A 14,549-nucleotide genomic window follows, 5' to 3' on the forward strand; every position below is an offset into this window, starting at 1 on the left:
ATTAAAAACGTTTACCTATACTTAATTGTAATTCCGTTCTATTGTAATCAACATCTATTATTGGGTAAATTAATACTGTTGAACTATTATCTAGTGAAATATTATCATCTAATTGATAAGGGCTTTCTATACCTTTCCATTTACTATATATTACAGTAAAATCTGCATAGAATTTATTATTTCTATAACCTAAACCACCAGTATAAAACTGCTTACTTTTATCAACACCCAAATTATATTCTTCTTTCTGTGCATCTTGATAATAAGCATAGCCCACTCGAAGCATTAAGCGTTTGCTCATTCTGTATTCACCACCTGCACGTATATTTACAGTATTTCTTAATTCTTCGTTTAGAATATAATTATCTCCATCAAAATTTAATGGTTGACTAAACTCAGAATAAGTTCCTTCCAAATAATAAGTTGTTCCATCGCTAACGTTAATTGCAGAATTACCAACATATTCTACATCTACAGTTAAAAAGCCTTTCTTACCAAAGAATGTAGAAATACCACCTGAGGCTTTCCAAGGTGTAGTCATGTTATATTTGGTACGGATTCTATCGTGCGTTGCAGATTTTTTACCATTGTATGTGGCAGATTCTGATGCATTAGGGTTATATAAGTCCTTTCCTTCTGGGTTATAAACATAATCAGGACCTTCTTCGGGAGGAAAGTTTGCAGAATTAAAATGTTGATTTTGATAGGCAGCATCATCCCAAGCGTAATTATCATACGTTCGTGTTAGATTAGAAGTATAATAATCATTTAAACCATACCAAGTAGGAGAAGTATAAGTTGCTCCAATACGTAATGCATCAATTGGTCTCCAGATAACACCTGCAGACAAATTTACACCCCAACCAGTAGTTTCAAACTCTTCAGCCAAACCTAGGTAGGTTAATTCCTGATCTCTAATTTCAACGTACTCACTTGTTTTCGTATAATTGATATTTTGGATACCAATTTTACCACCAAAATAGAATTTATCATCAAAATTACCACCATAAGCAAGAGTAGTTTCATATTGTCCACCTCTTGTTTTTACCATTTGGGTTCTTTGCTTTACATATGATGTATCAGTTCCATTTACAGTAATCGGAAACCCATATTTATCTCTATCTGAATTATAATAATAATTATAGCTGTTATCGTCATCACTATAAACTGGTTTAATTAAATCTAAAGCATATGCCATTTCACCAAGAGATAATAAGGTATATCCTCTGGCATAATCTTGTGATGCTAAATCCATATTTGATTTATAGGTTCCATATGCAGCTTCTTCAAAATAGTTTAACAATGATGTTGGGTTACTTCCATTTTCAGTATAATAGACATCGCTATTATAATCTGCTATTCTATTAAAAGAAATTGAAAAGGCACCCCCTCTCCATTTCCCACCATTTGATGAAGATTTAGAACTTGCCCAAACTGCACCCAACTGAGGTAAGAAAAATCTTGTTTGCTCTCCACTACCTTGAACTCCATCTCCAGAAGATGTAGTACCTGTAAAACCTAAACCCATTGATAATTGGTATTCAGATTTACGCATAAAACCCAAACCTGCAGGATTTAAAATACCATGTGATATATCTCCACCTAAAGACACACCCGCACCTCCTAAAGCTCTAATTCTTGCAGACCCAACAATATTTTGCTGAGAAAAACGTGTTGCATCCTTATAATACCCAAAAGCTGGAGGTATGTCTCCATTCTGTGCATTCGAAATTAAGTTAAAGAATGCGATGAATGCTATTAATAAAATTGGTTTCTTATAATCTCTTTTAAACATATCGTGATTTGATGAATTATTAAAAAATATAAGAGATGAGCTTGATTTGATTGTTAGAAATGTCAAGTTACAAAAAAAGGATGTCTCGTATAGAAACATCCTTAAAATATTTTGAGAAACTATTTAATACTATCGTCTTCTTACAGAACGACCAGCAGATCCACTACTTCTACCTGCTCCTGAAGGTGCAGATCTAAACGAAGATCCTGATGTAGAACTAGGTCTTTGTAATGAATTATTATTAAAAGAGTTTCTAGAATTATTCCAATTATTATTTGAAGGACGAGTTGTCGTCGTTCTTGGCGCAGTTGCAGTTCTTGCTACAGAAGATTCTCTGTATCTAGAAGGATACTTAACACCTGCAGCAGGTGCATTTGTCACTCTAGATCGAACACTTTGTGCTCTTGCTACTTGTTCACTTGTAGGTGTTCTAGAACGAATAGTAGGGTAATAACCATATCCTGGATAACCTCTATATCCGTAACCTGGGTATCCTCCATACATTGGATCATACATTCCGCCACCATAGCCGTAGCCAGGATATCTACCATAACCAGGGTACATTCCACCCATGCCATAGCCTGGGTACATACCACCCATACCATAACCTGGATACATTCCACCCATGCCCATACCCATTCCGAATCCAATACCTAAGCTAAAAGCTGAATTGTTTCCAAAACCGATACCAACACTAGTACTTGTTCCATAAGTTCCTGCACTCATTCCTAGAGATACAGATGGGTTAGAGAAAAACCCTCCACTACTGCTTTTTCCAGATTGCTGTTCGGCAATACTCATGCCTTGAGTAGCATCCATATAAGCAGATCCTGTAGATGGGATTGATGAAGGTATAGCTCCATTTTCTACATTATAATATTGATAGCCATAACCAGTACCCACACCATCCGGGTTCGCAAAGCGACTTTGGGGTGCTTGACGATCCGGTGAATCAGGAAAATCATGATTACCAATGTTTAACGGCTGCATTGCAGGTTTTGCACTTAATGCTTCTCTGTCTGCCTTAGTAAAATACATGTCATCAAATTCCTGTGCAAATACAGAAGTTACAGTGAATAGTGTACTTATGGCAGTATATATCCATTTATTCATAATAAACGTAGTTACATATCTTTAAAGTCTCCAATGGGATTAAAAAACTATTATATTTGTGCTCCTCTTGGAAACCAAAAAATATTGTTAGTGATAGCTTCTAGACAAATATAAGAATATTAAGCAATATATCATTAACTTTAACACTTCAAGAGGTTTTTATATACTTGATTGTAACCACTTTCAGATAGTTTATACATAATGGCAAAAGGCTTACCAAAGAGAGGCAACGATTATTCAGCTTGGTACAACGAGTTGGTAAAAAAGGCTGATCTAGCTGAGAACTCAGCAGTACGAGGATGTATGGTTATTAAACCATACGGTTATGCAATTTGGGAAAAAATGCAACAAACTTTAGACAAAATGTTTAAAGATACTGGGCATTCAAATGCTTACTTTCCACTTTTAATTCCAAAATCTTATTTAAGTAAAGAGGCAGACCATGTTGATGGTTTTGCTAAAGAATGTGCTGTAGTAACACATTACCGCTTAAAAAATGCAGAAGATGGCTCTGGTGTTGTAGTAGACCCCGACGCTAAATTAGACGAAGAATTAATTATTCGTCCAACGTCTGAAACTGTAATTTGGAGTACTTATAAAAATTGGATCCAATCGTATAGAGATCTTCCTTTAAAAGTAAACCAATGGGCAAATGTTATGCGCTGGGAAATGCGTACGCGTTTATTCTTACGTACTTCGGAGTTTTTATGGCAAGAAGGACATACTGCTCATTCTACTAAAGGAGAAGCAATAGAAGAAACAAAGCAAATGTTAGATGTTTATGCTGATTTTGCTGAAAACTTTATGGCTGTTCCTGTTGTAAAAGGTGTAAAAACTGCTAATGAGCGTTTTGCTGGTGCTGTAGATACTTTCTGTATCGAAGCAATGATGCAAGATGGCAAAGCATTACAAGCAGGTACTTCTCACTTCTTAGGTCAGAATTTTGCAAAAGCATTTGATGTAAAATTTTCTGATAAAGACAATAAGTTAGAGCATGTTTGGGGTACATCTTGGGGTGTAAGTACACGTTTAATGGGTGCATTAATTATGGCTCATTCAGATGATGAAGGATTAGTTCTTCCTCCAAAATTAGCTCCTATTCAAGTTGTTATTGTACCTATTTACAAAAGTCAAGAACAATTAGATGCTATTTCTGAAAAAGCAAAAGAGATTCAAAAAGCTTTACAAGCACTCAACATCTCTGTAAAATTTGATGACCGTGATTTACGTCCTGGTTTCAAGTTTGCTGATTGGGAATTAAAAGGTGTCCCTGTTCGTTTAGCAATGGGACAACGTGATTTAGAGAACGGTACAGTTGAAATTGCTCGTCGTGATACTAAAGAGAAAAATACGTATCAATTGGATGGTGTTATCGAATCTATTCAAAAATTATTGGATGATGTTCAAGAAAACATCTTCAATAAAGCATTTGATTACCGTGAAGCACATATCACTCCTGTAGATACTTTTGACGAGTTCAAGGATGTCTTAGAAAATAAAGGTGGTTTCATTGCAGCACATTGGGATGGAACTTCTGAAACAGAAGATAAAATTAAGGACTTAACGAAAGCTACAATTCGTTGTATTCCTTTAAATAATAAGCAAGAAGAAGGTGCTTGTATCCTTACAGGCAACCCATCTACACAACGTGTACTTTTTGCTAAAGCATACTAAATAGTTGCTTTAATAAAGTTTTTTAAGCGGGTAGTAGTTGTATTTTACAAGTACTATCCGTTTTTTATTCAAAATTTCGTAGATAATATAAAATCTTATGGAAATCAATCCAGTTATCATCATTGGTGCTAGTGGTTTAGGTAAAGCTGCTCTAGATATTTTTAAGAGTCAAGATATTTTAGTGTTTTGCTTTCTTGATACCAACGAAGAACTGCATGGAGCAGAAATTGGAGAAGTATCCGTTATGGGAGCTCCTTCTAATGATGGATTTTTAAAACATATTGGCAAAAAGTGTGATGCTTTTGTGGCTATTGAAGATCAAGAGACACGTCAGAAAGTAACACAAATGCTTAAGGAACGTCGTAAATCGATGCCTGTAAATGCTATCCACAAAGATGCTAGTATTTCTCCTTCCGCATACCTTGGATATGGTAACTTTATAAATGCAGGCGCTCGTATTGGTTACGACGCTAAAGTTCCCGAAAGTTGTGTAATTCATAGTAATGCTGTTTTAGAACATAATGCAGAACTAGAAGATTTAGTAACTATTGGATCGGGTGCAATTATAGGTACAGGAGCCAAAATTGGTAAAGGTGCATTAATTGGATCGGGTGCAATTATCTCATCTAACGTAATTGTTGGAGAAGGTGCTCAAGTTGCTCCTGGATCACTTGTAATGACCGAAGTGAAAGCCAATGCTACCGTTTTTGGTATGCCTGCTCAAGAAATTTAATTAAAGTATGAGTTAAGAATTAAACACGGTAGATATACTATCAATTAATTCTTAACTCATCATTATACATTCTAATTTTACAATGCGCCTCATTTCACATCCTGTATTATGTAATTACTATGTTACTTACCGTTGTAATGCAAAATGTCATTTTTGTGATATTTGGGAAAAGCCTTCTCCGTATATCACATTAAAGGATGCAGAAAAAAACCTTATTGATTTAAAAAAATTAGGCGTTAAAGTTATTGATTTCACAGGCGGAGAACCTCTATTACATCAACAATTACCCGAATTACTTACTCTTGCTAAAAAATATGGCTTCATAACCACTATTACTACAAATGGATTACTGTATCCTAAAAAAGCTCACTTACTAAAAGGGTTAATTGATATGCTTCATTTTTCTTTAGATTCTTTTGATCAAAAGAATCATGATGAAGGAAGAGGCGTTGCTTGTTATAACAAAGTTCTTGAATCAATTGAAATAGCTAAATCACTTGGCGAAAAACCTGATATATTATTTACTGTTATGAATAATAACATTGAAGATATTTCAAAAGTATATAATCAAATTACACTCCCCAACAATTTGATTCTTCTACTAAACCCCATCTTCGAATATGGAGAAGTTGGTGGTGGCCTTTCAAAACAATCAATTGAAAAACTAAGTAAGTGGTCCAATCAAAAATATGTCTTTTTAAATGATGCCTTTTTGACACTTAGACAAGATGGTGGTAATAGTATTGATAACCCTGTGTGTAAAGCTGCTAGTACTAGTATTGTTATCTCACCTAAAAACTCATTAATACTACCTTGCTACCACCTCGGAAAGCAAGAATTTGATATTAATGGAGAACTCACATCATTGTATCAATCAAAAAAAATTCAGGCAATCATCGCTCAAGAAGGAAAATTACCTGAATGTGAAGGATGTGCTATAAATTGCTATATGCAACCTTCCTTCTCCGTAGAGATCAATAAATATTTTTGGAAAGCTTTACCTAGCACTTTAAAATACAATTATTGGAAAGGTACTTGGAAAAATGCTTTTTTCACTAAATCCACACTTTAGACACCGTTACGCTTACCGTACATTCGGAATCCGACACCCCATTCAATAAAATCAGCAATAAAGCCTCCTGGTGTCTTCAATGCTACATGAGCAAAGACATTCTTTGTAAAGTCATATCTACCTCCCACTCTTGCGTACCAACCACCACGGCCTTCTACATTCATTAACGGAACACCTACTTGTGTAACTACAGTAAAGCGATGAATCATTAACTCATGAGAGACATGAATACCTGGATAAAACAATTTACTATTTGGTACTCCATTTGGGTATTGCGATTGATACTCTTCTACTAAAGAACCATCATAGAATAAATCGACACCAATACCATATTTTCCTTTACGGCTATAATTTCTTGCTACATCAACTGCCCATGTTGCTGTACCATAATATTTATTTTGGTCTTCAATATTGTATGGTGATGTACTTACACCTCCCGAGACAAAAGAATAATACTCCCAGAACGGATGAAATTCGGGTAAATCATAATGTATATTTCTTTCTCTTGGATCTTTATCTTTTGGAGTATAAACACCTCCCTTTTTAGGGATATATGGATTAAAATAATATTTAACTCCAATGTTAGCTCCAAATAAATTTACCCCTTTGTTAGGCGTTCTTGTTCTACCATTAGAAAAGTGAGTAAATAATAAACCTGCAGAACCATCTAATCTTCTTGAAATTTTAAAATTCCCTTCAACACTAACAGTTAAATAAAAATTAAAATCACTTCCAATAGCCGTCTGATCTGGATTATTTTTAGGGTCATAACCAAAGAAGTCGTAAGCTAAACCTGCACCTAAATCATAATTTAGACTCCAATTTTTATAGGTTTTAAACGGACCATTAAAAAAACCATATAGTGCACTCGGATTACCCAAAATATTTGCTTCTGGAAAAAAGGTAGCTTGGTACAAACCAAAACCATAAGTAGGATAGCCAAAAAGTTGTTGCCATTTCTTACGACCATATCCTTTCCAACCAACACGTAATTCTAGAGCACTAAAATAATTATTTTCCACTTCTTCTAAGCCATCTACTCCTGTAGAAAAATGCCCTCCAAAATGAATTTTAGTTTGACCAAAAATTTGGCGTGGATAAGTTTTATTCGAATCCGTGGTATCTGCTTTTAAAAATTCTAATGACTGAGCATTACTTTTTAAATGGAATATACATAAAAAAAGCAACCCGAATCCTAGTAAGAGTTTGTTATAGTTCATGTTAATAACTTAGAAGTCTAGTAGTAATATCTTGAACAGTAAAAGATCGATAGTGTAAAAATAAAAAAAGCCAAGATTAATAAATAATCTTGGCTTCTTAGTTTTTCAAAATTAATTGAAAAAGATCAAATTAAGCTGCAAGTTGGTTAACGTGCTTAGCTAATTTAGATTTTTTGTGTGCAGCATTTTTGTTATGAATGATGTTACGCTTTGCTAACTTATCAATCATAGATGCTACTTTAGTATACAACTCAACAGCTTCAGCGTGATCTTTTGTTTCACGTAGACGTTTAACAAAAGTACGCGTAGATTTTAGTTGATATCTATTTCTTAAGCGTTTCGCTTCGTTAGAGCGAATTCTTTTCTTTGCTGACTTATGATTTGCCATTATATATAAGTATTAAAATTCTTAGATTAAGTTTGAGTATCAATCCTCACGAATATCTCTCAAACGGAATGCAAAAATATTGTATTTATTATTAATAAACAAGTGGGTTGTACGTTAACAACGATAAATATCTACTATCTATCAGTCAATTATATCAAATCCCGTATATTTCTGCAGTACTTTAGGTACTAAAACACCTTTTTCTGTTTGATTATTTTCAAGAATTGCGGCTAAAACACGTGGTAAAGCCAAGGCTGAACCGTTCAAAGTATGAAGAAGAGAAGTTTTTTTGTTATTATCTCTAAATCTTAATTTTAAACGATTTGCTTGGAAGTTTCCGAAGTTACTAATTGAACTAACCTCTAACCAACGCTCTTGCGCAGCAGAATAAACTTCAAGATCAAAACAAAGGTTTGCGTTAAAACTTAAATCACCGCTACATAAACGTAAACGTCTATAAGGTAATTCTAATTTTTGAAGTAGCATTTCTACATGCAATACCATTCTTTCATGAGCTTCTGCAGAATCTTCTGCTTTCTGAACCTCAACTATCTCAACTTTATCAAATTGATGTAACCTGTTCAAACCTCTAACATGAGCACCCCAAGATCCTGCTTCGCGACGGAAACATGGAGTATGCCCTGCCATCTTTTTAGGTAGATCTTTTTCCTGTAACAACTCACCTCTAAAGATATTTGTAATAGGCACCTCTGCAGTAGGAATTAAATATAAATCATCTGCAGGCATATAATACATTTGTCCTTCCTTATCTGGAAGTTGTCCTGTACCATAACCAGATGCTTCATTAATTAATATTGGGGGCTGTACTTCTGTATACCCTGCATCAACTGCTTCGTCTAAAAAGAAACTTATCAATGCACGTTGCATACGAGCTCCTTTACCTTTATAAAAAGGAAAACCTGCTCCAGCTACTTTATTACCTAATTCGAAATCAATAATATCATACTTCTCTATAAGGTCCCAATGTGGTTTTGAACCACCATGTAAAGTAGGTATATCACCTTTCTCATACATTACCTCATTATCTTCATCAGAGTATCCTTCAATTACACTTGGATGTGGAATATTTGGGATTTGATATAATAAATTTTGTAACTCTTCTTCAAGTTCAGCAACTGTTGAACTTAAATCTTTTGCCTTTTGTTTATTCTCTGCAGCAGAAGCTTTAGCAGCTTCAGCTTTTTCTTTTTGACCTGATTTCATAAGCATACCAATTTCTTTGGCACTCTTATTCGCTTCTGCTAAAGCATCATCACGGTCTTTTTGAGCACGACGTCTTGACTCATCCAATAACAATACTTTATCTATCGTTTCTACTGGATTTTCAAAATGTCTTTTCTGTAACCCTTCGATTACTTCTGCTTTATTTTCAGATATATATGAGACTAATAACATTTTTGTCTATTTTATTTGAATTTCAAGTACAAATATAGTTAACTTTTAGAACGAGAACTCACTTAAAATTGCTAAAAAAGAAATTACCCGTAAAAACTACCCATGGATTCTCATTTATTTGAATATACATCAATCATTGCATACATAATTACTGGAATTATAGCTGGAATAGTTAATACATTAGCAGGAGGTGGATCACTATTTACGCTTTCTTTACTAATGTTTCTAGGTATGCCTGTAGGTGTTGCTAATGGAACTAACCGTTTAGGTATTTTATTCCAAAATGCTACTGGGGCTTATACATTTAAAAAAAGTAATTTACTTGATATTCCTTCTTCACTAAGGTTTGTTATTCCTTCTCTAATTGGAGCTATTGTTGGTGCAGTGACAGTAGCTGATATAGATGAGCAAACTTTACAATACATTATTGGAACATTAATGATAGGAATGCTTTACCCAATTCTAAAAAAGAAAAAGCACTCTCCTGCAGTTCAATTTGCTGTTGGACAAAAACCAAAGTACACTGTTTGGAGAGATAATATAATATTCTTTGCTATTGGTTTTTACGGTGGCTTCGTACAAGCAGGTATAGGTATTATGATATTGGTTAGTGTATCTAACTTAGGAAAAATGACACTTATTAGAGCCAATGCTATAAAAATGCTTATTATTGCTGTATATACTTTACCTGTTTTCCTTGTTTTTCTTTATAAAGGACAAGTAATGTGGCTTGCGGCTATTCTATTGGCTGTCGGACAAGTTATAGGCACATGGTTTGCAGGTAAATTTGCATCAGGATCTGAAAAAGCCAACGAAATAATAAAGTGGCTACTCGTTTCTATGGTAGCAATTTCTATTTTAAAAATGTTTGGATTACTAACATGGCTCGTACATCTGTTTCAATAAATACTTTTTCAATTCTACTTATCATAAGTACTATTTGTCTTTTTAGTGCATTTAGTACTTCTGCTGTCTATGCTCAAGAAAATAGAGATAAGAATGCGAAGAATATCACGAAGAAAAAACAATCTGGTAAAACGCAAAAACAGAAGAAAAAAGAAAAATCAAAAAAGCAGAAATCTTACGAGGTGAATAAAGCTACTGCTCCATTAACTCCTAGTCAATCTAAAGAATATGGAGGTAAAAATACCGGAAACAAACCTTTAGAAGAGCAGAAATCTAAAAGAAAATCAAAGAATGCTGGGAAAGTAAATCCTAATATCAAATTATCTGATAATGCTCGGAAAAATGTCTCTAAAGACATGAAAAAATTCAAGCCTTATGTAAATAACAATCCTAAGAAAAAGCAAAAAGCAGTAGATGCACATAAAAACACTCCTATATTAGTTACAGTAGAGAAAAATAAAGGTAGAAAAACAAATAAAGCTGCTGCCAATCAAAAAGGATATGTTATTGTAGAGAAAAATAAAGGACGTAAAGTAGGTCGCGATGCAGCAAACCAAAAAGGATATGTTGTTGTTGAAAAAAATAAAGGACGTAAAGTAGGTAAAGAAGCTGCGAAATATAGAGGATATGTAGTTGTAGATAGATCTAGAAATAGACGTATTGCAAAACAAGCTGCTAACTTTGAACCTAATTATATTAAAATAAAGCAACGCCTTACTTTAACTAAAATGTATTATGGTAAAGGGCATGGTAAGAATTCTTATAAGCATGTGCAAAAGAAAAAGTTTGCACCACACTTTAAAACAATTCAAAATGCTCAAATGAAGGGGAAATCAAATTCCATGAAAGAAAAGCCTTCGAAATATACTTATGATAAAGGCGAAACAGAAATTTGGAATTAAGTACTTACCCAAACCAATATAAACGGCAAGACAAAGAATAATGTAAACAAGTATAGAAAACCAAATATACGCTCTCTTGCAGCCAAATAACCTAATTTTTTAGAGTACCAAACAGGTAATTTCTTTAGTATAGGAATTGTAGTGAAAATTATCACCCCAATAACATTAAATAATACGTGAGTTAAAGCAATCTCAACTCCATACTCAGTACCTGTAGCTAAAGCTGCTAATAAGGCTGTAATTGTTGTACCTACATTAGCGCCCATAATAAACATAAAAGCCCTTGGTAAACCAATTTTCTTACTTGCAGTTAAAGGAACAATTAAAGATGACGTTATAGAACTAGACTGAACAACAGCTGTTAAAGATAAACCTGAGATAAGACTCACAAAATCATTTTTGAAAACGAAATCTTCTGCCTTTAATTTACTTTTTGTCATCAATACCTCCTTAGTCATACCTCCTATTAATTTTAAAGAGAAGATCATCATAAGTATGGCAATACCTAGTAATACGAATGGATGGCCAGTCATTCCAGAAAATAAGTGATCTATCATAGTATCAACTCCTATTCCTACTCCTCTAAAGTGGGCATTCTTAATAGGAAGATCAGTAGAGAAAAAACTACTTGCTATTATTTGTGATAAATTAGAAAGGAAACCTGTTGTTAATTCTAAAGGCATTAAAATTATTGCAACAAAAATATTAAAAAAGTCGTGTAATGCTGCTCCAGATAGGGCGCGCATAAAAACACTTTTATTATCTATATAACTTAACGCTACGATTGTACTTGTAACAGTAGTACCAATATTAGCTCCCATCACAACAAATACAGCATCATCTAAAGACACTTGTCCTAAACCAACCGCACCTACTAGTATAGAAGTAACAGCAGAGCTACTCTGGAAAATTGCAGCTCCTAGAAGGCCTATAAAAAAATATATAAAAGGATTGTGTGCCGCAGTAACTAATTCTTCTGCAAACCCTCCTCCCAATAAAGTGAAAGAGTATTTCATCACTCCAAATGAAATGAACATTAAATAAAATGCACAAATCATGAAAAATGACTTCTTTATTATTTCACCATAATCAACATTTCCCAATTTTTTCTTGTTTATCGTGGCTCTTGCTATTTATCAGCACCTAATTCATTAAGTTTGTAAAATTAGTAAATAGTAGTGTTCAAATTACACAGAGTATATTAATAAAAAATGAATTAATATAAATTAAGTGATTTTAACATTGTTAATGAAATAATCTTTTAAACAATATTTATCGTGATTTTATACTTAATTCCAAGTCTTCTTGCTGCAGAACGTTATGATGTACTGCCCGAAGAAACTAAAAAAGCATTGCAATCAACAAAATACTTTTTTGTTGAAGATCTTAGAACTGCTCGTCGTTTTATCGGAGGATGGAAGATAGAGGGAATTACAGTGCAAGATCTAAATATTCAAATCTTAGATAAAAAAACAAAACCAGAACAGGTTCAGAACTTATTCAAATCTGTTCCTAAAGGAGAAAATATAGGTATTATATCTGAAGCAGGATGTCCGGGTATTGCAGACCCTGGTGCTTTAGCTGTTCAATACGCACATAAGAAAAATATAAAAGTAAAACCACTTGTTGGTCCATCTTCTATATTACTTGCTTTAATGGCTTCTGGTTTAAGCGGCCAAAAATTTGCATTTCATGGATACCTGCCAATTCAAAAAGCAGAAAAAATTAAAGCCATGAAAACTCTTGAAAAAGATTCTGCCAATTTATACCAAGCACAAATATTTATGGAGACTCCTTTTAGAAATGGAGCTATGTTAGAAGATTTATGCAATAACTTAAGTCCAATGACAAAACTTTGTATTGCATCAAATATTCAAGCAGAAGATGAATATATTAAAACGCTTACTCTAAAAGAATGGAAATTTGAGAAAGTAGATATTCATAAAAAACCAACTATCTTCATTCTTCAGTCATAATGTTAGGAGAATAGCATTTATTTAGCTGAAAATTTGAATTTTGACTAGACCTTCACTCCAAAAGTGAAGGTCTTTTTTATGTTAAGTGAGCTACTATTATTAATTCACTAATCAACACTTCTAATAATCTAATGTAATTATGAATTTGATAAAAATAAATCTTTATTTTTATCAAATATATAAATATTAAGGTATTTCATTAAAAAGTTTGCAGTATAAAATAAAATTCCTTTACTTTGTATCAACAAGAAAAGGGAAAGGTAAAACGATTATCTGACTCAGTTAAAGAAAAGATTATTATACTGTAAGGTGATGAAACTGGCAGACATGCCCTCCTGTCTCGAGGGTGGAGGTTCGCGATAAACACTAGGTAATGGGTTGACCACTAAACGTGCGATGCACACACGATTTGTCTATTTGCTAAGCACTCCGTGAAGGTTCGACTCCTTCCCTTACAGCTACTATTTATTATACGAATAAGTAGAACTTTGATATAATACACTGTAAGGTGATGAAACTGGCAGACATGCCCTCCTGTCTCGAGGGTGAAGGTTCGCGATAAACATTTAGTAATGAAAGTGTGATGCATACACGATTTACTAAAAGGCTAAGCACTTCGTGAAGGTTCGACTCCTTCCCTTACAGCTACTACTTATTATACGAATAAGTAGACTTTTGATATAATAACACTGTAAGGTGATGAAACTGGCAGACATGCCCTCCTGTCTCGAGGGTGAAGGTTCGCGATAAACGTTTAGTAATGAAAGTGTGATGCATACACGATTTACTAGAAGGCTAAGCACTTCGTGAAGGTTCGACTCCTTCCCTTACAGCTACTACTTATTATACGAATAAGTAGACTTTTGATATAATACACTGTAAGGTGATGAAACTGGCAGACATGCCCTCCTGTCTCGAGGGTGAAGGTTCGCGATAAACATTTAGTAATGAAAGTGTGATGCATACACGATTTACTAGAAGGCTAAGCACTTCGTGAAGGTTCGACTCCTTCCCTTACAGCTACTACTTATTATACGAATAAGTAGACTTTTGATATAATAATACTGTAAGGTGATGAAACTGGCAGACATGCCCTCCTGTCTCGAGGGTGAAGGTTCGCGATAAACATTTAGTAATGAAAGTGTGATGCATACACGATTTACTAGAAGGCTAAGCACTTCGTGAAGGTTCGACTCCTTCCCTTACAGCTACTACTTATTATACGAATAAGTAGACTTTTGATATAATAACACTGTAAGGTGATGAAACTGGCAGACATGCCCTCCTGTCTCGGGGGTGGAGGTTCGCGATAAACACTAGGTAATGGGTTGACCACTAAACGTGCGATGCACAC

At 34.1% G+C, this 14,549-nt stretch carries 12 protein-coding genes; 6 read left to right on the top strand and 6 right to left on the bottom strand.

Features of this window, described 5'->3' with window-relative positions; genetic code table 11:
• Position 1: 1 nt before the first annotated feature.
• On the bottom strand, positions 2-1,795 hold the full coding sequence (locus EI427_RS14180) for an OmpP1/FadL family transporter (RefSeq protein WP_170178474.1): 1,794 nt from the start codon (positions 1,793-1,795) through the stop codon (positions 2-4).
• 129 nt (positions 1,796-1,924) lie between these two features.
• Entirely contained in the window at positions 1,925-2,908 is a 984-nt protein-coding gene (locus EI427_RS26180; RefSeq protein WP_205727859.1) for a hypothetical protein, read from the bottom strand.
• 201 nt (positions 2,909-3,109) lie between these two features.
• On the opposite strand from EI427_RS26180, the gene proS reads away from it, so the two are divergent.
• From proS to EI427_RS14200, 3 genes are all read left to right on the top strand, one after another.
• Complete coding sequence (gene proS / locus EI427_RS14190; RefSeq protein WP_126615749.1) at positions 3,110-4,582, top strand: proline--tRNA ligase; 1,473 nt, start codon at positions 3,110-3,112, stop codon at positions 4,580-4,582.
• A gap of 97 nt (positions 4,583-4,679) precedes the next feature.
• Positions 4,680-5,315 (top strand): NeuD/PglB/VioB family sugar acetyltransferase, encoded by a 636-nt coding sequence (locus tag EI427_RS14195; RefSeq protein WP_126615751.1) that lies wholly within the window; start codon positions 4,680-4,682, stop codon positions 5,313-5,315.
• Positions 5,316-5,397: 82 nt separating this feature from the next.
• The gene (locus tag EI427_RS14200; RefSeq protein WP_126615753.1) at positions 5,398-6,387 is read left to right on the top strand and encodes a radical SAM protein; all 990 of its coding nucleotides are present in this window, start codon (positions 5,398-5,400) and stop codon (positions 6,385-6,387) included.
• On the opposite strand, the gene EI427_RS14205 is transcribed toward EI427_RS14200, so the two are convergent.
• The 3 genes from EI427_RS14205 to serS all read right to left on the bottom strand — a co-directional run bounded on the left by EI427_RS14205 (position 6,384) and on the right by serS (position 9,411).
• Positions 6,384-7,607, bottom strand: a complete 1,224-nt coding sequence (locus EI427_RS14205; protein WP_126615755.1) for an acyloxyacyl hydrolase — start codon at positions 7,605-7,607, stop codon at positions 6,384-6,386. The two genes, EI427_RS14200 and EI427_RS14205, sit on opposite strands and share 4 nt — an antisense overlap.
• 130 nt (positions 7,608-7,737) lie before the next feature.
• A complete protein-coding gene (rpsT, locus tag EI427_RS14210; RefSeq protein ID WP_126615757.1) occupies positions 7,738-7,995 on the bottom strand; it encodes a 30S ribosomal protein S20 in 258 nt (85 codons plus the stop codon).
• A 141-nt stretch (positions 7,996-8,136) separates the two neighbouring features.
• The gene (serS, locus tag EI427_RS14215; protein WP_126615759.1) at positions 8,137-9,411 is read right to left on the bottom strand and encodes a serine--tRNA ligase; all 1,275 of its coding nucleotides are present in this window, start codon (positions 9,409-9,411) and stop codon (positions 8,137-8,139) included.
• Positions 9,412-9,513: 102 nt separating this feature from the next.
• On the opposite strand from serS, the gene EI427_RS14220 reads away from it, so the two are divergent.
• Positions 9,514-10,317 (top strand): sulfite exporter TauE/SafE family protein, encoded by an 804-nt coding sequence (locus EI427_RS14220; RefSeq protein ID WP_126615761.1) that lies wholly within the window; start codon positions 9,514-9,516, stop codon positions 10,315-10,317.
• Positions 10,293-11,219: a hypothetical protein gene (locus tag EI427_RS14225; RefSeq protein WP_126615763.1), complete on the top strand. Its 927-nt coding sequence runs from the start codon at positions 10,293-10,295 to the stop codon at positions 11,217-11,219. The genes EI427_RS14220 and EI427_RS14225 overlap by 25 nt, the downstream gene beginning before the upstream one ends.
• Here the strand turns inward: EI427_RS14225 and EI427_RS14230 are convergent.
• Positions 11,216-12,277, bottom strand: a complete 1,062-nt coding sequence (locus tag EI427_RS14230) for a Na/Pi symporter (protein WP_205727860.1) — start codon at positions 12,275-12,277, stop codon at positions 11,216-11,218. The genes EI427_RS14225 and EI427_RS14230 overlap by 4 nt on opposite strands.
• Before the next feature lie 219 nt (positions 12,278-12,496).
• On the opposite strand from EI427_RS14230, the gene EI427_RS14235 reads away from it, so the two are divergent.
• Positions 12,497-13,195, top strand: coding sequence for an SAM-dependent methyltransferase (locus tag EI427_RS14235; protein WP_126615767.1), 699 nt, complete (start codon positions 12,497-12,499; stop codon positions 13,193-13,195).
• Positions 13,196-14,549: the final 1,354 nt, after the last annotated feature.

The organism is Flammeovirga pectinis, from assembly GCF_003970675.1.
Lineage (GTDB): Bacteria > Bacteroidota > Bacteroidia > Cytophagales > Flammeovirgaceae > Flammeovirga > Flammeovirga pectinis.